This is a genomic window from Sphingomonas sp. CCH5-D11, assembly GCF_001557395.1.
In the GTDB taxonomy this organism is placed as follows: domain Bacteria; phylum Pseudomonadota; class Alphaproteobacteria; order Sphingomonadales; family Sphingomonadaceae; genus Sphingomonas.
In genome coordinates this window covers 57196-79254 of sequence record NZ_LSKH01000081.1, presented here as the reverse complement: position 1 = coordinate 79254, position 22059 = coordinate 57196, and the positions used below count along the sequence as shown (strand labels likewise).

The 22059-nt window shown below is 65.3% G+C and carries 23 protein-coding genes; 16 read left to right on the top strand and 7 right to left on the bottom strand.

Features of this window, described 5'->3' with window-relative positions:
• The first annotated feature begins 48 nt into the window (after positions 1-48).
• Positions 49-1266: a polyhydroxyalkanoate depolymerase gene (locus tag AX702_RS05075; RefSeq protein WP_066776941.1), complete on the top strand. Its 1218-nt coding sequence runs from the start codon at positions 49-51 to the stop codon at positions 1264-1266.
• A gap of 461 nt (positions 1267-1727) precedes the next feature.
• On the opposite strand, the gene AX702_RS05070 is transcribed toward AX702_RS05075, so the two are convergent.
• The 3 genes from AX702_RS05070 to AX702_RS05060 all read right to left on the bottom strand — a co-directional run bounded on the left by AX702_RS05070 (position 1728) and on the right by AX702_RS05060 (position 4121).
• A complete protein-coding gene (locus AX702_RS05070) occupies positions 1728-2204 on the bottom strand; it encodes a pyridoxamine 5'-phosphate oxidase family protein (protein ID WP_066776938.1) in 477 nt (158 codons plus the stop codon).
• A gap of 218 nt (positions 2205-2422) precedes the next feature.
• A complete protein-coding gene (locus AX702_RS05065; RefSeq protein ID WP_066776935.1) occupies positions 2423-3601 on the bottom strand; it encodes an acetyl-CoA C-acyltransferase in 1179 nt (392 codons plus the stop codon).
• Between the two features lie 85 nt (positions 3602-3686).
• Positions 3687-4121: a MaoC family dehydratase gene (locus AX702_RS05060; protein ID WP_066776932.1), complete on the bottom strand. Its 435-nt coding sequence runs from the start codon at positions 4119-4121 to the stop codon at positions 3687-3689.
• A 267-nt stretch (positions 4122-4388) separates the two neighbouring features.
• Here AX702_RS05060 and AX702_RS05055 point away from each other — a divergent pair, with 267 nt between their 5' ends.
• Together AX702_RS05055 and rpiA are read left to right on the top strand one after the other, a co-directional pair.
• Positions 4389-5282: a crotonase/enoyl-CoA hydratase family protein gene (locus tag AX702_RS05055; protein ID WP_066776930.1), complete on the top strand. Its 894-nt coding sequence runs from the start codon at positions 4389-4391 to the stop codon at positions 5280-5282.
• 43 nt (positions 5283-5325) lie between these two features.
• The gene (gene rpiA / locus AX702_RS05050) at positions 5326-6009 is read left to right on the top strand and encodes a ribose-5-phosphate isomerase RpiA (RefSeq protein ID WP_066776928.1); all 684 of its coding nucleotides are present in this window, start codon (positions 5326-5328) and stop codon (positions 6007-6009) included.
• A 271-nt stretch (positions 6010-6280) separates the two neighbouring features.
• Here rpiA and AX702_RS05045 read toward each other — a convergent pair whose 3' ends face one another.
• Complete coding sequence (locus AX702_RS05045; RefSeq protein WP_066776922.1) at positions 6281-6994, bottom strand: CPBP family intramembrane glutamic endopeptidase, BDIM_20840 family; 714 nt, start codon at positions 6992-6994, stop codon at positions 6281-6283.
• Positions 6995-7171: 177 nt separating this feature from the next.
• On the opposite strand from AX702_RS05045, the gene tkt reads away from it, so the two are divergent.
• The 5 genes from tkt to AX702_RS05020 all read left to right on the top strand — a co-directional run bounded on the left by tkt (position 7172) and on the right by AX702_RS05020 (position 13142).
• Entirely contained in the window at positions 7172-9238 is a 2067-nt protein-coding gene (gene tkt / locus AX702_RS05040; RefSeq protein WP_066776918.1) for a transketolase, read from the top strand.
• A 120-nt stretch (positions 9239-9358) separates the two neighbouring features.
• Positions 9359-10468: a transaldolase gene (tal, locus tag AX702_RS05035; RefSeq protein ID WP_066776916.1), complete on the top strand. Its 1110-nt coding sequence runs from the start codon at positions 9359-9361 to the stop codon at positions 10466-10468.
• A gap of 76 nt (positions 10469-10544) precedes the next feature.
• Entirely contained in the window at positions 10545-11588 is a 1044-nt protein-coding gene (gene gnd / locus AX702_RS05030; RefSeq protein ID WP_269450374.1) for a phosphogluconate dehydrogenase (NAD(+)-dependent, decarboxylating), read from the top strand.
• A 10-nt stretch (positions 11589-11598) separates the two neighbouring features.
• Positions 11599-12399, top strand: a complete 801-nt coding sequence (locus AX702_RS05025; RefSeq protein WP_331710375.1) for a Cof-type HAD-IIB family hydrolase — start codon at positions 11599-11601, stop codon at positions 12397-12399.
• On the top strand, positions 12396-13142 hold the full coding sequence (locus tag AX702_RS05020) for an HAD-IIB family hydrolase (protein WP_066776906.1): 747 nt from the start codon (positions 12396-12398) through the stop codon (positions 13140-13142). Before AX702_RS05025 ends, AX702_RS05020 begins: the two co-directional genes overlap by 4 nt.
• 32 nt (positions 13143-13174) lie before the next feature.
• On the opposite strand, the gene AX702_RS05015 is transcribed toward AX702_RS05020, so the two are convergent.
• The 3 genes from AX702_RS05015 to ubiA all read right to left on the bottom strand — a co-directional run bounded on the left by AX702_RS05015 (position 13175) and on the right by ubiA (position 16306).
• Positions 13175-13963: a 3'(2'),5'-bisphosphate nucleotidase CysQ gene (locus AX702_RS05015; RefSeq protein WP_066776903.1), complete on the bottom strand. Its 789-nt coding sequence runs from the start codon at positions 13961-13963 to the stop codon at positions 13175-13177.
• A complete protein-coding gene (locus AX702_RS05010; RefSeq protein WP_066776900.1) occupies positions 13956-15302 on the bottom strand; it encodes a TldD/PmbA family protein in 1347 nt (448 codons plus the stop codon). The genes AX702_RS05015 and AX702_RS05010 overlap by 8 nt, the downstream gene beginning before the upstream one ends.
• Positions 15303-15391: 89 nt before the next feature.
• Positions 15392-16306: a 4-hydroxybenzoate octaprenyltransferase gene (ubiA, locus tag AX702_RS05005; protein WP_066776897.1), complete on the bottom strand. Its 915-nt coding sequence runs from the start codon at positions 16304-16306 to the stop codon at positions 15392-15394.
• Between the two features lie 142 nt (positions 16307-16448).
• On the opposite strand from ubiA, the gene AX702_RS05000 reads away from it, so the two are divergent.
• The 8 genes from AX702_RS05000 to AX702_RS04970 all read left to right on the top strand — a co-directional run bounded on the left by AX702_RS05000 (position 16449) and on the right by AX702_RS04970 (position 21986).
• The gene (locus tag AX702_RS05000; RefSeq protein WP_066776894.1) at positions 16449-16847 is read left to right on the top strand and encodes a DUF2147 domain-containing protein; all 399 of its coding nucleotides are present in this window, start codon (positions 16449-16451) and stop codon (positions 16845-16847) included.
• Positions 16848-17024: a hypothetical protein gene (locus tag AX702_RS22430; RefSeq protein WP_177179058.1), complete on the top strand. Its 177-nt coding sequence runs from the start codon at positions 16848-16850 to the stop codon at positions 17022-17024.
• The gene (locus AX702_RS04995; RefSeq protein ID WP_066776891.1) at positions 17021-17755 is read left to right on the top strand and encodes a 16S rRNA (uracil(1498)-N(3))-methyltransferase; all 735 of its coding nucleotides are present in this window, start codon (positions 17021-17023) and stop codon (positions 17753-17755) included. The genes AX702_RS22430 and AX702_RS04995 overlap by 4 nt, the downstream gene beginning before the upstream one ends.
• A 58-nt stretch (positions 17756-17813) precedes the next feature.
• Positions 17814-19187, top strand: coding sequence for a glutamate--cysteine ligase (locus AX702_RS04990; RefSeq protein WP_066776888.1), 1374 nt, complete (start codon positions 17814-17816; stop codon positions 19185-19187).
• 183 nt (positions 19188-19370) lie between these two features.
• Complete coding sequence (locus AX702_RS04985; RefSeq protein WP_066776885.1) at positions 19371-20006, top strand: nicotinate-nucleotide adenylyltransferase; 636 nt, start codon at positions 19371-19373, stop codon at positions 20004-20006.
• Positions 20003-20404 (top strand): ribosome silencing factor, encoded by a 402-nt coding sequence (gene rsfS, locus AX702_RS04980; RefSeq protein WP_371262833.1) that lies wholly within the window; start codon positions 20003-20005, stop codon positions 20402-20404. Before AX702_RS04985 ends, rsfS begins: the two co-directional genes overlap by 4 nt.
• 1 nt (position 20405) lies before the next feature.
• The gene (locus AX702_RS04975; protein WP_066777112.1) at positions 20406-20828 is read left to right on the top strand and encodes a 23S rRNA (pseudouridine(1915)-N(3))-methyltransferase RlmH; all 423 of its coding nucleotides are present in this window, start codon (positions 20406-20408) and stop codon (positions 20826-20828) included.
• A gap of 27 nt (positions 20829-20855) precedes the next feature.
• On the top strand, positions 20856-21986 hold the full coding sequence (locus AX702_RS04970) for a murein hydrolase activator EnvC family protein (protein WP_231731728.1): 1131 nt from the start codon (positions 20856-20858) through the stop codon (positions 21984-21986).
• Positions 21987-22059 lie beyond the last annotated feature (73 nt).

The following is a 22059-nucleotide window of genomic DNA, read 5'->3' as shown; positions in this document are numbered from 1 at the left end:
CACAATACTTATATGATGCCGTCATCCTCCTGCGCTACAGGATACCCGATGCTCTACGATGCCTATGAGTTCCAACGCTCACTGCTCGCAACGGCAAGTGCAATGGCCAATTTTGGCGCAGGCATGTTGCAGAATCCGGCAAACCCGTTCACCTATTTCGGTGGCGGGCAGATCATCGCGTCGGCGCTTGAGGTGTTTGCTCATGCTGCGGCACCGCGCGGAAAACCGAGCTTTGGACTCGATCATGTCGAGGTCGACAGCCGAACCATTCCGGTGCGTGAGGAAGTGGTGCTCCATAAGCCTTTCGGCCAATTGAAGCGCTTCGTGCGCGAGGGGATTGAGGGTGGGCCCCGGCTGCTCATCGTGGCGCCAATGTCGGGCCACTTCGCGACCCTGTTGCGCGGCACGGTAGAGCGGATGCTGCCGTTCGCCGACGTGTACATCACCGACTGGGCCGATGCGAAGCTGGTTCCGGTGGCGGAGGGCAGCTTCGATCTTGATGACTATGTTGATTATCTTATCGAATTTCTGGAGACGATCGGCGCGGGCGCGCACATGCTGGCGGTCTGCCAGCCATCAGTGCCGTCCTATGCCGCTGCCTGCCTGATGAGCGCGAGGCAGCATCCATGCCGGCCACGGACGCTGACGATGATGGGCGGGCCGGTGGATACGCGAGAGGCGCCGACCGCGGTCAACCAACTGGCGACCGAGCGGCCGCATTCCTGGTTTGAGCAGAATGTGATCGCGACGGTTCCCGCCATATACCCAGGCGCCGGACGGCAGGTGTACCCCGGCTTCCTGCAGCTCACCGGCTTCATGTCGATGAACCTTGGCAATCACATGATGAGCCATTGGGAGATGTTCAAACATCTGGTGCGGGGCGACGGCGAGAGCGCAGACGCGACCAAGGATTTCTACGACGAATATCGATCCGTCTGCGACATGACGGCGGAATATTATCTGCAGACGATCGACAAGGTCTTCCAGACCCATGCGCTCCCGAGCGGCACCATGACCCACCGCGGCGTTCCGGTCGATCCTGCGGCGATCACCGACATCGGCATTCTTGCCGTAGAAGGTGAGCGGGACGACATCTCCGGACTGGGTCAGACGAAGGCGGCGCTGACGCTGGCGAGCAATCTGCCGGCGGACAAGAAGCGTTACTATATGGCCGAGGGTGTCGGCCATTACGGGATCTTCAACGGATCCAAGTGGCGCGAGCGGATCGCGCCCCTTGTCGAGGAGTGGATCGCGGCGCACGATTGAGGAATTAGCGAAGAGACGCTGACCGCTGAGGCCGCGTACACGAAAATAAGCGGGGAGCATTTCTGCGGCTTCCGAGCGTTGCGCGACCTCACCTGGGCGAGAAAGCGCGCGCCGAAGACAAGTCGACATAACAGTCTGCCCAGTTCTCGACGGCGGCGCGTCAGCACGCCCAAAACAATTTCTCCGACTTGTCTCGGAGTGTACGTTACCGTTGACGGCGAGCTGTTAAGTCGCGGAGCTTTGGACCCTGCACAAAGCCGCCGTGGCGCGGGTGCAATCAGGCTCTTGCGAAGTGCCGCCTGATGTCAGGCTTCGGTGTTCCATCACTCAACATCTTGCGCTGATCCGCACCTGAGATGCTGGCACAAGTCCGGCGTGACGAAATAGATCACGCAAACGCCTGGCCTTTTCTCGAGAGCAAGGCTTCCGCTTGCTGCCAAGCGGAAGCCCTGGCCAGATAATCAGCCGATCGAGCCCACCTTGGCATGGCTGGACGATTCGGACGCGTCGATGGTGCCGCCGAACAGCATCTTAACCCGGCCGCTCAGCGCGACATCCGTCTCCCACAGTTCGGCGGACGAGACATCGAAGCGGTTCAGCCGGGCATCCGCCTTGCCGTTCGGGAACCATGCCTCCACGCGGTTGTCCCAGAGACGATCAAAGGTCGCCTGATCGGTTTCCTGAGACACCTGACCGGCAAGGCAGGCGAAGAAATCATGACCCTTGCCGACGAATTGCGCCATCGCCTTGCCGCCCTTGGCAATGCGATTGTCGTGAGCGGAGAAGATGAACAGAGTGTTGGGCTGAGTCTCGTCAAGTTTGACGTTCATCGGCTCTGAATGTTCGCCGTCCATCAGCCCGATCATCACGAACGGACTTTCTTCCAGCTTGCGGAGGAACGTCTCAGCAACTTCCTGCGGGCTGTCGTGATCGGCCATGTCATCGTCTCCTGCTTTGGATTTGGCTGGAGAACGAGGGCGGCGGAGGTTGGTTGCGTTGATGGCGCCAACAGCCTGATGATCGGCCACTTAGGCCGGTCCGACCGTCGACGGGGAGCTCGAAAAAAAAGCCCCGGCCGCCCGCGCGACCGGAGCTTTCCTTCATGTGCCAGGCCATCATCCCGGCGGCGGCAGACCCGCGCCGGGAAGACAGACGGTCAGAGAACCTCGAAGAGGCCCGCTGCGCCCATGCCGCCGCCGACGCACATCGTGATGACGACATATTTCGCGCCGCGACGCTTGCCCTCGATCAGCGCGTGGCCGGTCATGCGTGCGCCCGACATGCCATAAGGATGGCCGATCGAGATCGCGCCGCCGTTAACGTTCAGCAGTTCGTTGGGGATGCCCAGCTTGTCACGGCAATACAGCACCTGCACCGCGAACGCCTCGTTCAGCTCCCAAAGGCCGATATCGTCCATCTTGAGGTTGAAGCGCTCGAGCAGCTTCGGGATGGCGAAGACCGGGCCGATACCCATCTCGTCCGGCTCGGTGCCAGCGACCGCCATGCCGACATAGCGACCAAGCGGGGTAAGGCCCTTCTTCTCCGCGAGCTTCTCGTCCATCAGCACGCTGGCGGAGGCGCCATCGGACAGCTGCGAGGCATTGCCTGCCGTGATGTTCAGATCGGGGCCGAGCACCGGCTTCAGCGACTTCAGACCCTCCAGAGTCGTGTCCGGGCGATTGCCCTCGTCCTTCGCCAGCGTCACTTCCTTGTAGGAGACTTCCTTTGTCTCCTTGTCGGTGATCGCCATGCTGGCGGTGACGGCGACGATTTCGTCGTCGAACTTGCCGGCTGCCTGGGCGGCGGCGGTGCGCTGCTGCGACTGGAAGCCATATTCGTCCTGCGCGTCGCGGCTGATGCCGTAGCGCTTGGCCACCACTTCGGCGGTCTGCAGCATCGGCATGTAGATGTCCTTGTGCATTGCGACCAACTCCGGGTCGGGCTGCACACGCATCTGCGGCGTCTGGACGATGCTGATGCTGTCGACGCCGGCACCGATCGTCACGTCCATGTTGTCGACCATGATCTGCTTCGCGGCGGTGGCGATCGCCATCAGGCCGGAGGCGCACTGGCGATCAAGCGACATGCCGGAGACGGACACGGGGAGGCCGGCGCGGAGCAGCGACGTGCGCGCAATGTTGGTCGCCTGTGCGCCCTGCTGAAGCGCGGAGCCCATGATCACGTCTTGGACCTCGGCGCCGTCAATCCCGGCGCGCTCCACGGCGGCCTTGAGCGCGTGGCTGGCGAGAGTCGGGGACAGCGTGTTGTTGAAGGCGCCGCGATAGGCACGGCCGATCGGGGTGCGGGCGGTGGAGACGATGACGGCGGAACGCATGTTTATTGTCCTTGGGTATGGTTGGTTGCCGGGCCACCCGTGGATGCGGGCGGCACTTCCCGGGGAGGGCGGCGAGTAAGAGAGATCAGGTGAAGACCTGCGTGATCCACTCGGCGATCATTGCCGGCTTCTCGCTGCCTTCGATCTCGATCGTGGTTTCGGTGGTGAACTGGTACTGGCCGGGGCGCTTTTCATCAAATTCGGTAAGCTTGGAACGGCCGCGCACGCGCGAGCCCGAGGGGACCGGCGCAAGGAAGCGAACCTTGTTGCCGCCATAGTTCACGCCCATCTTCACGCCATCGAGACGCGGCATGTTCGGATTCTTCGCCGACAGAAGCGGCAGCAGCGACAGCGTCAGGAAGCCATGGGCGATGGTGGTGCCGAACGGCGTCTGCTTGGCGCGTTCCGGATCAATGTGGATGAACTGGTGGTCACCCGTCGCGTCGGCGAACTTGTTGATCATCTCCTGGGTTACCTCGACCCATTCGGAAACGCTTTCCTTGCCGATCGCGGCCTTCATCTCGTCTGCGGTCACGAAGACTCCCCTTGGCTTCCGCACCCCGTTCGCGGGTGCAGCGCACCTGTAGGCGCGAGGGCGCGGCCGCTGCAACCCTTGTTGACCGCGTAATGGAAATCGCTGGGAAACAAGAGCGTCTGGAGCGAACCCGAACTTCGAAAATGCCGCTACGGCACTGCCAGGCGCGCGACTCGCTTGCCTCCGCCACCATAAATAATGTTATGGTCACATCGGAGCTGCCGGAGGGGCGGCACGACAAGGAGAGGCAGCTTGGCGTACGAGCAGATCATCTATGACGTGAAGGACGGTGTCGCGACGATCACGCTGAACCGACCGGACAAGTTGAACGCGTTCACCGGCACGATGATGGCCGAGATGATAGACGCGTTCGACAAGATCGACGCGGACGACGACGTGCGCTGCGTGATCGTGACGGGCGCTGGCCGCGCCTTTTGCGCCGGCGCCGACCTGTCGGCAGGGGCCAAGACGTTCGACTATGACAAGCGCTCCGATCGTCCGGATCATGGCAGCGGGCAGGGTGGCCTGACCTATGAGATGGAAGAGGCGCGCGACGGCGGTGGTCGCCTGACGCTGCGCATTTTCGAATGTCTGAAACCGGTGATCGCGGCGGTGAACGGCGCCGCCGTCGGTGTCGGTTCTACCATGCAGCTGCCGATGGACATTCGCATCGCCAGCGACACGGCACGGTTCGGCTTCGTCTTCGCCCGCCGCGGCATCGTACCGGAGGCGGCGTCCAGCTTCTTCCTGCCGCGCGTCGTTGGCATCAGCCAGGCGCTGGAATGGTGCTATTCCGGCCGGGTGTTCGACGCGCAGGAGGCGCTGAACGGCGGGCTGGTGAAGCAGGTGGTGCCGGGCGGCGAGCTGCTGGCCGTGGCGAACGCACTGGCGCGCGAGATCGCGGACAATACGGCACCGGTATCGGTCGCGCTGACGCGCCAGATGCTGTGGCGCGGCCTTGGCTTCCAGCATCCGATGGACGCGCACAAGATCGACAGCCGTGCAATCCTGTCGCGCGGCCGCTCGGGCGATGCGAAGGAAGGCGTCACCTCGTTTCTCGAGAAGCGCACGCCGGCCTATCCGGACAAGGTGTCGAGCAACATGCCGGACTTCTTCCCATGGTGGGCGGAGCAGAAGTACGGCTGACACGCCGTTGGCCCATCCATGCCTGCCTGCGTTATGACGCAGCATGAGCACGGATGATGACAAGAGGCTGGCCGCGGAGGCGGCGGTGCAGGAGGTCAGCGACGGCATGGTCGTCGGCCTGGGCACCGGCTCCACCGCGGCCTTTGCCATTGCGGCACTGGCCCGGCGGACTGCGGGCGGGCTTGATATCCGGGCAGTCGCGACCAGCGAGGCGACCGCGAGAGCGGCGCGCGCGGCAGGCATTCCGGTCATCGACTTTGCGGCATGCACGTCGGTAGACCTCGCCATCGACGGCGCGGACGAGATCGACGCGCGGCTCTGGGCAATCAAGGGTGCCGGCGGCGCAATGCTGCGGGAGAAAGCGGTTGCGGCGGCGGCGCGGCGCTTCGTGGTGATCGCAGACGGAACGAAACGGGTCGATGCGATCGGTGCCGCCAAGGTGCCGGTGGAAGTGCTGCCATTCGCGCGCGGCTTCGTTGTCGCGCAGCTGGAGGCGCTCGGTGCAGCGGTGACGGTGCGCCCGGACTATCTGACGGACAATGAAAACCTAGTGGCGGATTGCCGCTTTCGCGATCTCAGCGATCCGCGGCGACTGGCGGTATCGATCGCCGCCATACCCGGCGTCCTTGGCCATGGGCTGTTTCTTGATGAGGTTGATGCCGCTTACGTTGCAAGCGACGGCCGTGTTTCGAAGATGGAGCGGGCGGTTCGTATTGTCGGACCTTGAATGGCTGCGATCGCTGGAGCGCTCGAGTGGGTCAGTTTGCGTGGAAAGCGATCCGGCAGCTTAGCGGCATGCCGAGCGGGTAAGGTGACCTTCAAGAGGCCGTGCAAAAAACGGGGCCGCGCCTACCAAGCTACGGATCAACACAGATTAAGCGCTCGCCCACATCATGGTGCCTGAAGCATGGAACTACCGCATCACAACGTTCGCTTTGCGCGAGTTGAAGCGACCTCAAATATGGTGACTACTGGGTGCTAGCGGCGCCGTCTTTGATCTAAACCATCAGGCCGATCGCGTTCCCGAAGTTGTGCAGCAGCACCGGAATCAGCACGCTTCCCGTCCGCAGGCGCAGCCACACGGCGATCAGTGACGGCACGGCGGTGAGGGTCATGTAGATCGGATCGAAACTGAAGCTGCCGTTGGCATAGCCAAAGGCGTGGGTGAGGCCGAACAGCGTGCAGGAGACAATTGCGCCCCAGCCCCAGTCGACGCTCATCAGCCGCTTGCGCGCCGTAAAGGCGCGGTCGAGCGCGAGCAGGAGCAGGCCGCGATAGAATAGCTCTTCCTCCAGGCCCGGCATGGTCAGCTGAAAAGCGATTGTCTCGCCATTGGGTGGATCGTCGGGGAAGAGCAGTGCAATGGCGAGGAAGAAGGCGCAATAAGTGAGCGCCACGGGGACGGCGGCGCGTAGGCTGCCAGACACCTGGTGCAGCGTAATCCCTGCCTTCTGCCAGCCGAGTCCGGGCAATGCGGCGATCGCCAGGGTGGCGAAAAGCGCGAGCGCCTTTCCCTGCCAGTTCCAACGACCCGGCAACACATCCGGGACTAGGCCATAGGCGTTGGTCAGAAGCAGATCGTTGAGCAGGATCAGGCCAGCCGCAATGGCCAGCCAGCGCCAGTGCACGCTTCCCGGTTGCAAGGTGACGATCAGCCCGGCCGTGGCGAACAGCATGGCGATGATGCTGGCGATGCTGATGACCGGGTCCACGAAATGCCTCTCCCAAGCTGCAGCTGACAAAGCTGACGCGACGAACCTGTATGGTCGCTGCACGAAGCGTAGAATCGTCGCGCGACTGGAACGCGGCGAATGGAGCGACTAGAGGGGCCGCGACTCGGCAACCGGGCACAGGCCCGGGCGTTCGATCCCATATCAGCGAGGCCCCCGATGACCGACACCGCCAATCCCGCGAACGTTCATGAGGACGGCACGCCAGAGCGCCTGGAGATCGACACGATCCGTACGCTGTCGATGGATGCGGTGCAGGCGGCAAATTCCGGGCATCCTGGAACGCCGATGGCGCTGGCCCCGGTCGGCCACACGCTCTGGACCAAGTTCCTGCGCTATGATCCGGCACAGGCGAACTGGCCGAACCGCGACCGCTTCGTTCTGTCGGTCGGTCATGCCTCCATGCTGCTTTACTCGCTGCTGCACCTCGCCGGCGTAAAGCAGCCGGACGGCGCGCCCGCCGTCAGCCTGGACGATATAAAGGCCTTTCGCCAGCTAGGCTCCAAGACGCCGGGTCACCCGGAATATAGCCACACGGTCGGCGTGGAGACGACCACCGGCCCGCTTGGCCAGGGCTGCGGCAATTCTGTCGGCATGGCGATCGCCGAGCGCTGGATGGCGGCACGCTACAACAAGCCCGGTTTCACGCTGTTCGATCACGACGTCTATTCGCTGTGCGGCGACGGCGACATGATGGAGGGCGTCGCTTCGGAAGCCGCGAGCCTCGCCGGCCATTTGAAGCTGTCGAACCTGTGCTGGATCTATGACAGCAACCAGATCTCGATCGAGGGCGACACCGATCTCGCTTTCGACGAGGATGTGGGCAAGCGCTTCGAAGCTTATGGCTGGCACGTCATCCATGTGGACGACGCGAACGACGTCGCGGCGCTGACCAAGGCATTCGAAGCGTTCCGCGCCACCAGTGACAAGCCGACGCTGATCATCGTCAAGTCGGTGATCGGCTGGGGCTCCCCGCGGGCCGGCAGCGAGAAGGCGCATGGCGAAGCGCTGGGCGAAGACAACGTTCGCCTGACCAAGGAAGCCTATGGTTGGCCGGCGGACAAGAGCTTCTACGTGCCGGAGGGGGTGCAACAGCGGTTCGAGCAGGCGGTCGCCGGCCGCGGCGTGCCGCTGCGCGAGGCGTGGGAGGCGTTGCTTAAGAAGTACCGCACCGAGCATGCCGATCTGGCCAAGGAAGTCGACGCCATCATCAACGGTACGCTGCCCGACGGCTGGGACGCGGAGATCCCGACTTTCGAGGCAGATGCCAAGGGCCTCGCCAGCCGCGATGCCGGCGGCAAGGTGCTGAACGCCATCGCCAAGACAATGCCGTGGCTGATCGGCGGTTCGGCCGATCTCGCGCCGTCGACCAAGACCGACATCAAGGGCGAGGCGAGCTTCTCTGCAAGCGACTACGCCGGTCGCAACTTCCACTTCGGCGTGCGCGAACACGCGATGGGCTCGGTGGCGGTCGGCATGGCGCTGTCGGGGCTGCGTTCCTATGGCAGCACCTTCCTCGTCTTCCTGGACTATATGCGCCCGCCGGTGCGCCTGTCGGCGCTGATGGAGCTCGGCACCACCTGGATCTTCACGCATGATTCAATCGGTGTGGGCGAGGACGGGCCGACTCACCAGCCGATCGAAATGCTGGCGATGATGCGCGCTACCCCGGGGCTGGATATGTTCCGTCCGGGCGATGCGAACGAGGTGGCGGCGGCATGGCGGGCAATCGTCGAGACGCCTAAGCAGCCTGCCGCACTGGTGCTGTCGCGCCAGGCCCTGCCGACGCTCGACAGGTCGAAATATGCCAGTGCCGATGGCGTGAAGCAGGGCGGCTATGTCCTGGCTGACAGCGCCATGGAGAATGGGGGCACGCCCGACGTGATCCTGCTTGCTACGGGCAGTGAGGTTGGCTTGGCGATCGAGGCGCATGAGAAGCTGGTTGCGGAAGGTGTGAAGAGCCGCGTTGTCTCGATGCCGAGCTGGTACCGGTACGAGAAGCAGAGCGATGCGTACAAGGAAAGCGTGCTGCCCAAGGCGGTTACCGCGCGTGTCGCGATCGAGATGGCGGGCGAGATCGGCTGGGATCGCTACGTCGGACTTGCCGGTAAGACGATCACCATGTCGACCTTCGGCGCTTCCGCGCCGATTGCCAAGCTTGCCGACAAGTTCGGCTTCACCGCCGATAACGTGGTGAAGGTGGCGAAGTCGGTGATGCCTGCCTAACTGCTAAGGACACCCCCGTCCGATCCGAGCGAAGTCAAGGATCGGGATCGGACGGGCCGGCGTTATCATACGCCAACGTGTCTCGACTTCGCTCGACACGAACGGACGGAGACAGGACAGATGGGCAAGCTCAACGATCTCGCGAACCTCGGTATGGCCGTGTGGCTCGACTTCGTCGATCGCAAGTTCCTGGAGGACGGCGGCCTGGAAAAGCTGGTCGCCGAGGATGGCGTGACTGGCGTCACCTCCAACCCTACGATTTTCCAGAAGGCGATGGGCGAGGGCACCGCGTATGACGCGACGCTTGCCGCGTTCGACAAGGCGCACCCGGGGGCGGCGGCGATGGACCGCTACGAGCATCTCGCCATTCAGGACATCAAGGCGGCGGCCGACACGCTGCGGCCGGTGTACGACCGGCTGAACGGCAAGGACGGTTATGTCAGCCTGGAGGTGTCGCCATATCTCGCGAACGACACCGACGGCACGATCGCAGAGGCGGAGAAGCTGTGGAGGGCGGTTAATCGCCCCAATCTGATGATCAAGATCCCGGGAACGCCCGCCGGCGTGCCCGCGATCGCGGCCACCATTGCAAAGGGCATCAACGTCAACGTGACGCTGCTGTTCTCGCAGCGATCTTATGAGGCGGTGGCGATGGCCTATGTCGAGGGGCTGGAGCAGCGCGTCGAGCGCGGTGAGCCGGTCGACCGGATTGCCAGCGTTGCCAGCTTCTTCATCAGCCGCATCGACAATGAGATCGACAAGGCGATCGACGGTGGCACTGGCGGCGAGGAGGCCAAGGCGCTGAAGGGCAAGGTGGCGATCGCCAACGCCAAGCTCGCTTACGCCTGGTATCAGGACTTCATCGCCTCGGATCGCTGGCAGGCGCTGGCGGCCAGGGGTGCGCAGCCCCAGCGGCTGCTCTGGGCATCGACCGGCACCAAGAACCCGGACTATCCCGATACGCTATATGTCGACACGCTGATCGGGCCGGATACGGTGAATACCATGCCGCCCAAGACGATGGATGCCTTTCGCGAGCGCGGCACCTCTGCCGTCTCGCTGACGCAGGACGTTGAGGGTGCGCGCAAGGTGCTGGCCGATGCCGAGCGGCTTGGGCTCGATCTTGCGGGCGTAACCGAGCGGCTGGTCGAAGAGGGTGTGGCCTCCTTCAGCAAGTCGTTCGACGATCTGCTCGGCTCCATTCAGGCAAAGCATCCCGCTGACGCTTGATTTGGCTTCGGAACGGAAGCCCGCCCTCCACCGTTCGCCTTGAACCTGACGAAGAGCGTGCCACGAGCCATGTTGCTTGCGGCGCGCCTTTCGGCAGGATCAGCCCCGATGGCAACTTCACGTGGAGCCTGAAAGTATGAAGATCGGCATCATCGGCCTCGGCCGCATGGGCGGCAACATCGCGCGTCGGCTGATGCGTGGTGGTCATGAAGTGGTCGTTTGGGACCGCAACAGCGATGCAGTGACGGATTTGGCCGGCGAGGGGGCGATCGGCGCCGATTCGCTGGTCGACATGAAGAGCAAGCTGGATGCGCCGGCGATCTACTGGGTCATGCTGCCCGCGGGCGCACCGACCGAGGAGACGATCGAAGCGCTGTGCGGCCAGCAATGCGCCGAGGGCGATATCATCATCGATGGCGGCAACACCTTCTGGAAGGACGATGTGCGGCGCGCCAAGTCACTGGCCGAAAAGGGCGTCCACTATGTCGATGTGGGCACCTCCGGTGGCGTCTGGGGGCTGGAGCGCGGCTATTGCATGATGATCGGGGGCGACAAGGAGACGGTCGACTTGCTGGACCCGATCTTCGACACGTTGGCACCCGGCATCGGCAGCGTGGGACGCACCCCCAACCGATCCGAAGCATGCGATCCGCGTGCGGAAAAGGGATATATCCATGCCGGCCGCGCAGGGGCGGGCCATTTCGTGAAGATGGTGCACAATGGCATCGAATATGGCCTGATGCAGGCCTATGCCGAAGGCTTCGACGTCCTGTGGGGGCGCAACGTCCCGCATCTGCCGGAAGACGAAAGGTTTGATTTCAACCTCGCCGAGATTTCCGAAGTGTGGCGGCGCGGCTCGGTGATCTCGTCCTGGTTGCTTGACCTCACCGCGTCTGCGCTGGCGCAGGACCGCCAGCTGGAGCAATTCTCCGGCAAGGTCGCCGATTCCGGCGAAGGCCGCTGGACGATCGAGGCGGCGATGGAGCAGGCGACGCCCGTGGCGGTGCTCACCACGGCGCTGTTCGCGCGCTATCGCAGCCGAATCGACGAAATGTTCGGGGACAAGCTGCTGTCGGCGATGCGCTACGGCTTCGGCGGCCATGTCGAGATCCCGCAATGAGCACGCTTGCGTGACGCTGGTCGTCAGCGACGTCGACGGCACGCTGGTCGACAAAGAGAAACGCCTGACACCCGGCACGCTGCAGGCGGTGCAGCGCCTGCAGGCGGCGGGTTTCGGCTTCACCATCATCAGCGCGCGGCCAATGTCCGGGCTTGCGCCGCTCGCCGAGGAGCTGTCGCTGGACGTGCCGATGGGCGCGTTCAACGGCGGCCTCGTGTTTCGCCGCGGTGGTGAGATCCTGTGCCGCCATTTCGTCGACGAAGCGGTCGCGCGCGGTGCTCTGGCGTTGGCGCAGAATGAGCCGGTGGACATCTGGGTCTTCGCTGACGACCAATGGTTCGCCACATCGGATACGGGACCGCATGTGCCGAGCGAGCGACGTGCGTCCAACCAGGAACCCAGGATTTGCAGCGGCTTTTCCGACCTGCTTGACCGTGCCGACAAGATCACCTTCGTCTGCGATGAGCCGGCGGTGCTCGATGCGCTGCGCGATCGGATCGTGGCAGCGCACGACGGGGCAGCAACGATCGTCAAATCACAGACCTATTATCTCGATATAACGGCAACGACGGCGAACAAGGGAGAGGGGATCGCGCGGCTGGCCGATGCGCTTGGCGTGCGGCTCGATCGTACGATCGCGATCGGTGATCAGGCGAACGACCTTGCCATGTTCGAGCGCGCCGGGCGGGCGATTGCCATGGGCAATGCGCCCGACGACGTGAAGGCGCAGGCGGCGGATGTGACGCTCGCCAACGATGCGGACGGCGTGGCTCATGCGATCGACAAATTCATTTTGGGGAGAATGATGTGAAGCAACTGGTGGCGTTCGATCTCGATGGTACGTTGGCCGAGAGCAAGCAGGCGATCCAGCCCGATATGGGCGAAGCACTGGCCGATCTGCTGACTGTCGCGCATGTCGCGGTGATTTCGGGTGGGGACTGGCCGCAGTTCGACAAGCAGGTCGCCAGCCGGCTGCCCGACCGCGCGGATCGCTCCCGCCTGTGGCTGATGCCGACGACCGGCACCAAGCTGTACACCTTTCGCGAGGGCCAGTGGAGGACAGTCTATGCCGAACTGTTCTCCGACGAGCAGAAGCAGCAGATCCTGACGGCGTTCGACGAGTCGCTGGAAGCCACGGGCTTCGTTCCCGAACAGACCTGGGGCGAACGTATCGAGGACCGTGGCAGCCAGATCACCTTTTCCGCGCTCGGCCAACAGGCGCCGATCCATGCCAAGGAAGTGTGGGATCCCGATTTCGCGAAGCGCAAGGTGATTCAGGCCGATCTCAAGAAGCGCCTGCCGGGCCTGTCGATCAATATGGGCGGGGCAACGTCGATCGACATCACGCAGGAGGGCGTGGACAAGGCCTATGGCCTCAAGCGGTTGCGCGACGAGAGCGGCATTCCGCTGGACGCCATGATGTTCGTCGGCGACGCGATCTTCCCGGGTGGAAACGACTATCCGGCAAAGGAGCTTGGGCTGGATACCGTGCGCGTTCGCGATCCGCAGGACACACTGAGCGTGATCGCCACGGTGGTGGCCTGCCAGAAGTGAGGGCTCGGCGCGGGCCTGCCGCCCGCGCCGGCTCAGGTGCCGGGCACCGGCTCAAGGATTGCGCGGGCGCGGGCCGATAGCCGGTCCAGCGCCGCCTGGTGGATGCCGCGGCTGCTGGTAATCACGCCAAAGGCGCAGGGGTCGGGCTTGTTGAAGGCGAGGCGCGCGCCGAGCGCGTCGGTGACGGCGCCGCCTGCTTCGGTCGCGATCAGGGCGGCCGCCGCAATGTCCCATTCATTGCCCCAGCGCAGCGTAGCGACAAGGTCCGCGCGATTATCCGCCACCATCGCCATGCGCAGCGCGATGGAGTTTGGCTTTTCGACCATGGTCAGATCCCGGTCGGCTTTGGGCAGCGCGTCCGTGGGAACGCGGGCGCCGGCGAAGGCATCGCGTTGACTGGCGATGAGTGGCCGCCCGTTGAGCGTCGCGCCGTGACCGGCAGCGGCTTGCCACACCTCATCGCGTACGGGCGCATCGAGAACGCCGATGACGGGGCGACCATCTTCGACCAGCGCGACCGATACTGCCCAGCCAGCGCGTCCACGAATATAGTCGCGCGTGCCGTCGATCGGATCGACCACCCAGATGCGATGGCGTGACAGTCGCTCAGGATTGTCGGCCGTTTCCTCCGAAAGCCAGCCGGCATCGGGCAGGAGCGCGGACAGGCGCTGCCGCAGCATCTGGTCGACGGCGAGATCAACCTCGCACACCGGGCTTCCCGGCACCTTTTCCCAACGAGCGAAATCGGTGCGAAAGCGCGCCATGGCGAGTTGCCCCGCCTCGCGCGCGATCTTCGCGACCGAGTTCGCCAGATCATCCACCGGCGACGGTCATCCCATCGATCCGAACCGTGGGCACGTTCGTGCCATAGCGGAACTCGAGATCGTTCGCCGGGGTCAGATTGGCGAACATGTCCTTGAGATTGCCGGCGATCGTGAATTCGGCGATCGGCGCTGTGATCTCGCCATTCTCGATCAGGAAGCCCGCGGCGCCTCGGCTGTAATCGCCCGTGACACCGTTCACGCCCTGGCCGATCAGTTCAGTGACATACACGCCGCGTGCGATGTCTCCGATCAGGGTCGCCACCGGGACATGGCCGGGGTGCATGTAGAAATTGCTGGTGCTGACACCCGGCGCGCCGCCCACGCCGCGCGCGGCATGGCCCGTCGGTGCCATGCCAAGCTGGCGGGCAGAGGCGCTGTCGAGCAACCACGTCTGCAACACGCCATCCTCCACCACGGCGCAGGGCGAAACGGGCAGGCCCTCGCCATCGAAGGGGCGGGAGCGAAGCCCGTGTGGGCGGTGCGGATCATCGGAGATGGTGATGCCGCGCGCGAAGACGGCGCTGCCGAGCGATTCGAGCAGGAAGGAGGTGCGCCGCGTGATCGCCTGACCCGATATCGCTCCGGTAAGATGACCGAGGAGTCCGGCGCCGACGCGCGGATCGAATACTACCGGCAGCGCTGCGCTTTCCATGCGGGCGGGATTGAGCCGCGCGACCGCGCGCTCGCCTGCCAGGGTGCCGACCGCATCCGGCGCATCCAGCCGATTGCGATGGCGCGCGGAATGGAAGCCGTAATCGCGCTGCATCCCGCTGCCTTCACCCGCGATCACGCTGGCGGATATGCCATAGCCGGTGGCCGAATAGGCGCCGCTGAACCCGTGACTGGTGGCGAGCGCCCACACGCTGCGGGAGGCGCTGGCGCCGCCGCCCTCACTGTTGGTGACACCGCGGACGGCGCGGGCCGCCTCCTCGGCTGCCATCGCAGCCTCGCGCAGGTCGGCCGGCGCCACTTCGCCGCCATCGTCGAGATCCAGCAGCGGCGGGGCGCCGTGCATCAGCCGGTCCTGCGGCGCGAGCCCGGCCCATTGATCCTCCGGCGCCTCACGCGCCATGGCGACGGCGCGCTCGACCAGGGCGTCCAGCGCCTCTGAAGAAAGATCGGACGTGGAGACGCTGGCCGAGCGCTGGCCAATGAATACGCGCAGGCCCAGATCCTCGCTTTCGGAGCGGCCCACATCCTCCAGCTTGCCCAAGCGGACGGAAATTTCGGTGGAAGCGTCAGCGGCGAAAACGGCATCTGCGGCGTCGACGCCGGCCTTCTTGGCGCGAGCGACGATATCTGCGGCGCGATTCTGCGCCTGGGTCGGGGTCAGCATGGAAACGACTTAGGGGGCGGATGCTCCGGTTGCTAGAGTGCAACTTTCGGCCGGTCTGCGGAGATAATCGGCCGCTTTCGGCCAGATCCTTACAAAGGCGTTCCCACGACCACGCAGCCGAGGAACATCAGCAGCCCGGCAAAGCGGTTCGCGCGAAAGCGGGCGAGGGCGCCGGCGCCGTCATCCGGCCGCAGCGTCGCGACCTGCCAGACAAGATGGAGCGCCATTGGCAGGAGCGCGAGCCAGACCAGCGGATCGGGGCGGTGCAGCCAGAAAGCGGCGGCCCAGAGCAACAGCGCGAGCGCATAGCAGATGAATGTGCCGCCGCGGACGTGGCGGCCCATGCGCAGGGCGGAGGAGCGCACGCCGATCAGCGCATCATCCTCGCGATCCTGCAACGCATAGATCGTATCATAGCCGATGACCCAGAAGATCGTACCGCCATAGAGAAGCAGGCCGGCCGCCGTGAGCGTGCCCCAGCTTTCCAGCCAGCCGACCAGTGCGGCCCAGGAGAAGACGAGGCCGAGCCACGCCTGCGGCCACCAGGTGATCCGTTTCATGAACGGATAGGCGGCGACCAGCGCGAGGCTGGCGATCGCGAGGATGGCGGTGTCGATGCGAAGCTGGACCAGCACGGCAAGGCCGATGAGGCACAGGACGAACAGCCAGAGCCAGGCGGCTTTCACCGACACTGCGCCCGAGGCGATCGGGCGCGAGCGGGTGCGCGCGACACTGGCATCAAGATCGCGATCGACGATGTCGTTATAGACGCACCCCGCACCGCGCATGGCGATGCTGCCGACCAGCAACCAGATGATCAAGGTCCAGCGCTCCACGGCGCTGCCCGCCAAGGCGACCGCCCAGGCACCGGGCCAGAACAGCAGCCACCAGCCGATCGGTCGATCGAAGCGAGCAAGCAAGGCGAACGGGCGGATGCTGGCGGGCAAGGCGGCGACAAGGCCGCAATGTTCGCTGTCGGGCGTGATATCGGGAGCGGGCGTCACCCGGCCTGCGTACCGTCGCTGCCGTGGTTTCGCCACAGCGCTTTGCTATGTCCAATCGACAAGGCGGTTCGGGGCGCGAAGCACGTGCGGCCGACGTGGAAGCATTTCACGCCAGGGGAGTTCAGCAAGGACCATGTCAGCAATGCGCCTTCTTCTCCCTGCCGCCATCCTGCTCATCGCCGTACCCGCCAGCGCCCAGCGCACCGGCGGGTGGGAGGGACTGTGGCGTAACGCGGCGGACAGCGTGCGGATCAAGGTGGCCCGCTGCGGCCGAGGGCTTTGCGGCACGGTGACACAGGCAAGCGCGAAGGCGAGGGCGGATGCCGCAGCCGGCGGGACGGACCAGCTTGTCGGCACGCAGTTGTTCCATGATTTCCGCGAGGGCGAGGACGGGCTGTGGTACGGCCAGGTCTATGTACCTGATATCGGGCAGACCTTCGACGGCACGATCGAGCAGGTCGACCGCAACACGATCGTCGGCACCGGATGCCTCTTTGCGAACTTCGGGTGCAAATCGCAGACGTGGCGACGTGTGCGCTGAATGATCCACTTGTCCGTCGCCATCGGCCGCTTCGTGGAGGCGCTCTTCTACGCCATCCTCCGCGTGGCGGGGGTGGTGACGGGGATTGTGCTGCTGATCGCCTTCTTCGGGTTGATCCTGTTTCTCATCGCGCGCTGGCTGATCGCGCGCGGGCGGCGTAAAGGCCCGCGCCCATGATCGCCACTCCCGCCTGGCCGCCCCGCTCGACACCCCGCCTGTTCGTGGAGGAGCCGCTGGTCGCGGGGCCGCTGCGCATCGACGGGCCACAGGCGCATTACCTGGCGGGTGTGATGCGGGTGAAGGCGGGCGATCCGGTGCGCCTGTTCGACGATGTCTCGGGCGAATGGCTGGCGACGGTCGCGCAAGCAGGCCGGCGCGACGTAACGGTGGACGTGACAGAAAAGCTAGCGGAGCGCGAAGCGGTGCCCGACCTGTGGCTGGTCGCCGCGCCGCTGAAAAAAGGACGCGTCGACTGGATGGCGGAGAAAGCGTGCGAACTGGGCGTGGCACGCCTTGTGCCCGTCATCACGCATCGGACGGTGGTGGATCGTCCCAAGGTGGAGCGGCTGCGCGCTCATATGATCGAGGCGGCGGAGCAATGCGGGCGTACCGCCCTGCCGCAGGTGGCGGAGCCGGTGAAGCTTTCGGCATTGCTGCGGGACTGGTCGGGCGACCGCGCGCTTTACTTCGCAGACGAGCTTGGCGGCACGCCGGCGCGCGAGGTGATGAAGCCCGGCCCGGCGGCGATCCTGATCGGCCCTGAAGGTGGCTTCGACGATGGCGAGCGCGCGGCCATTCGCGCGCTGCCACAGGCCGTTGGCATGGGGCTGGGGCCGCGCATCCTGCGGGCGGATACCGCCGCGGCCGCGGCTGTCGCGATCTGGATGGCGAACGCCGGCGATTGGTGATCCGGCGCTGCTTCCACAGCATCTAGCCCCGCCAGCAATCCCCCATTAAGGGCGCGCCATGACGACGAAAACCGTTTCGGACAGCAACTCGCCTGTCATCGAGTCGCGTGAGCAGCTGATTGCCAGTTTCGCGCGAGGCGAGAAGCCGAAGGAACGCTGGCGGATCGGCACCGAGCACGAGAAGTTCGTATATTCCCGCGCCGATCATCATGCACCGAGCTGGGGCGAGCCGGGCGGTATTCGCGCGTTGCTGATCGAATTGCAGCAGCATGGCTGGAAGCCGGTAGAAGAGGGCGGCAACCTGATCGCGCTGACCGGCGCGGACGGCTCGGTCAGCCTGGAGCCAGCGGGGCAATTCGAGCTTTCGGGTGCGCCGCTCGACAATCTGCATCAGACCTGTGCGGAAACGGGACGCCACCTCGATCAGGTGAAGGCCGCGGGCGAGAAGCTGGGCATCGGCTTTCTGGGCCTTGGCATGTGGCCGGACAAGGCGCGGAGCGAGCTGCCGATCATGCCCAAGGGCCGCTACGCCATCATGCTGCGCCATATGCCGCGGGTCGGCAGCATGGGCCTCGACATGATGCTGCGCACCTGCACGATCCAGGTGAACCTGGATTATGCCAGCGAGGCGGACATGGCGCAGAAGTTCCGCGTTGGCCTGGCGCTGCAGCCGCTGGCGACGGCGCTGTTCGCCAATTCGCCCTTCACCGAAGGCAAGCCGAACGGCTTCCTCAGCTATCGCAGCCACATCTGGTCGGACACCGATCCGGCGCGCACGGGAATGCTGCCATTCGTGTTCGAGGATGGCTTCGGATACGAACGCTATGCCGACTATATGCTCGATGTGCCGATGTACTTCGTTTACCGCGACGGGCGGTACATCGATGCCGCCGGGCTCAGCTTTCGCGATTTCCTGAAGGGCGAACTGTCGGTCCTGCCGGGCGAGCTGCCGACGCTGGACGACTGGAACGATCACCTTTCGACCGCCTTCCCCGAAGTGCGGCTCAAAACATTCCTGGAGATGCGCGGGGCGGACGGTGGGCCGTGGAACCGCATTTGCGCGCTGCCGGCCTTTTGGGTGGGGCTGCTCTACGATCAGGGTGCGCTGGATGCAGCGTGGAACCTTGTGAAGCATTGGACGATCGACGAGCGTCAGGCGCTGCGTGACGCTGCCCCCCGGCTGGGCCTTGATGCGCCGGTGCCGGGGCGCGGCACGCTGCGCGATATCGCGGGCGAGGTGCTGGATATTGCCGGCCGCGGCCTGGCGGCGCGCGCGCGGGTCAATGGCGCCGGCGACGACGAGACCGGCTTCCTTGATCCGCTGCGCGAGATCGTGCGGCTGGGCAAGGTACCGGCGGAGCAGTTGCTTGATCGTTACAACGGCGCCTGGGGCGGCGATCTGTCGCAGGTCTATGCGGAGCAGAGTTTCTGAGGCGTACGACCCGCTACATGGGAAACCGGGTGGAGGGTGGCCTTGCCTCCTCCGTCATCCCGGACTTGATCCGGGACCAATGGTGCACCGAACGGTGATGCAGGAGGCGCGAGCGGCAGCGCCTGCGGAGAATCGGACTCCGGATCACGTCCGGGATGACGAAGCGTGGCGAGGGCTTCGCCCATGAGCCGCCGCCCGCATCGCATCGGCCTGCTCGGCGGTTCGTTCAACCCGGCGCACAAGGGGCATCGCGGGATCAGCCTGGCGGCAATCGAGGCGCTGGATCTCGACGAAATGTGGTGGCTGGTGTCGCCGGGCAACCCGCTGAAGCCCGCCGCGGGCATGGCGCCGCTGGCTTCGCGACTCGCCTCGGCCCGCCGCATCGCGCGCGCTGCCCGGATCCGGCCGACCGACATCGAATCGCGGCTCGGCACGCGTTACACCGTGGACACGTTGGCCGCGCTGGTGCGCCGCTATCCCCGGCATCGTTTCCTGTGGGTGATGGGCGCGGACAATTTGGGCCAGTTTCACCGCTGGCGCGCGTGGCGACGGATCGCGCGTACGGTTCCGATTGCGGTGATCGCGCGTCCAGGCTATGATGCTGCTGCCCGCGCGGCACCCGCGATGGGTTGGCTGCGGCGCTTCCAGAGGCCCGCACGCCAGGCGAAGAACTGGACTGAGTGGAGTGTTCCAGCCCTGGTGCTGTTACGTTTCCGCCCTGACCCGACATCCGCGACGCAGCTTCGCGCCGCAGATCCTGCCTGGCATGAGCGCCATGCGCTTCCCATATCAGCAGCCAAACCTTTCACCCAGGAGTGAACTTGCCCGCTTCCGCCAACGCCTATCGATCGACCGACGCTGACAGCGTCGCCGCATTGCATAAGCTTGTCCTCGACAGTCTGGACGATGACCAGGCCGCCGACACCATCTCGATCCCGCTCGCGGGAAAGTCATCGATCGCCGATCACATGGTGATCGCCAGCGGTCGATCGACCCGGCAGGTCGCCTCCATGGCGCAGAAGCTGGCCGAGAAGATCAAGGGCGAGACGGGCAAGTCGCCGCGGATCGAGGGTCTGCCGACCGCCGATTGGGTGCTGATCGACGCCGGCGACGTGATCGTCCACCTGTTCCGACCCGAAGTCCGCTCCTTCTACAATTTGGAGCGCATGTGGTCGTTCGGTGACGCGCCGGCCGTGCCGTCCCCCGGGAACGCCTGATCTGATCCTGCATATCGTGGCGCGCGGGCGGATCGGTCGTTCGCCCGAAGCCGAACTGGTGGACCGCTATCTTAAGCGGATTGCCTGGCCGACCCGCGTGACCGAATTGCCCGATCGCGGCGGCAAGATGCCGGAGATCGCGCCCGCGACGCGGCGCATCATGCTGGACGAGACCGGCAAGGTGCTGTCCTCGGTGGAATTCGCCCGAATACTTGAGCGATGGCGCGATGATGGCGTGCGCGAGGCGCGCTTCATGATCGGCGCTGCCGATGGCTTTGACGATGCCGAGCGGGCGGGCGCGGACCTGCTGCTGTCGTTCGGCCGGGCGACCTGGCCGCATATGATGGCGCGCGCCATGCTAGCGGAACAATTGTTCCGCGCCACCTCCATCCTTGCCAATCACCCCTATCATCGCGAAGGCTGATCCGCGATGCGGGTGGGGCGGACAGCGATGCTCACGGGCGCGGCGATGCTGCTCGCCAGCGCGACGACGGCGCCCAACGCGCTGTCGATCGAGCGGTCGCGGCTGAAGGCGGCCAAGGCGGAGGCGGTGCAGGCCGCCGCGCGCGCGTCCGATCTTCAGCGGCAGGCCGAGGCCGAACGTGACGCAGTGGGCAAGGCGCAGGCGGAGGAAGCCGCCGTGGGCGCGCGGATCGACCGGGCGGAGGCAACCGTCGCCGCGGCGCGGGCGCGCGTCGCCATCGTGGAGGAACTGCTGCAGCGGCAGCGTGCCGCATTGGGTGAACGACAGGCGCCTGTCGCACGGCTGGTGGCGGCGCTATCCTCATTGGCACGCCGGCCGGTCGCGGCGGCGATCGTCCAGCCGGGGTCGGTGAGGGATCTGGTCCATATTCGTGCGGTGCTGGGCAGCAACTTGCCCGCGATCCGGCGCGAAACGGCCGGGCTGCGGGAGGAGCTGGTCCAAAGCCGGCAGTTGCGGACGGCGGCGGCGCAGGCGGCGGGCGAGCTGGAACAGAGCCGGCGCGATCTCGTGACCGAACGCCGCGCGCTGGCGGCGGTGCGCGCGCGCCATGCGAGTGCGGCGGTGCAGCTCAACCGCGACGCGCTGGCGCAATCCGACCGTGCGATCGCGCTGGGCGAGGAAGCGCATGACATCATCGACCGGATGGCGGCGATCGGACAGACTCAAGCGACGCTGGAAGAGCTGGTCGCGCTGCCCGGACCGCCGCGTTCTATCATCGCTCCGGAAGCGCGCGCGCCGGCCTATCGTCTGCCAGTTGGCGGGCGGCTGGTGACGGGCTTTGGTGAGGTGTCCGACAATGGCGTGCGATCGCGCGGGCTGACCTTTGCCGTGGGGAACGGAGCGACCGTAATGGCGCCGGCGGCGGGCCGGGTGATCCTTTCGCGGCCGTTCCGTAACTATCGAACGATCGTCATCATCGACCATGGGCAGGGCTGGAACAGCCTGGTCACCGGCATCGGCCAGGCACTCGTGAAACGCGGTGCCTATGTGGCGGCGGGCGAGCCGGTCGGGCGGGCGCCGGTGGACGGCGAGCCGCTGGTGACGGTCGAATTGCGGCGACAGGGCCGGCCTATCGACATGACGGCGCTAATCGGGTGACCGTGTTTTCGCCTCAAATTCGGGAGGCGACAGATGGATCTTGCCCGCTCAGCCCCCGTTCACGTCGCCTGCG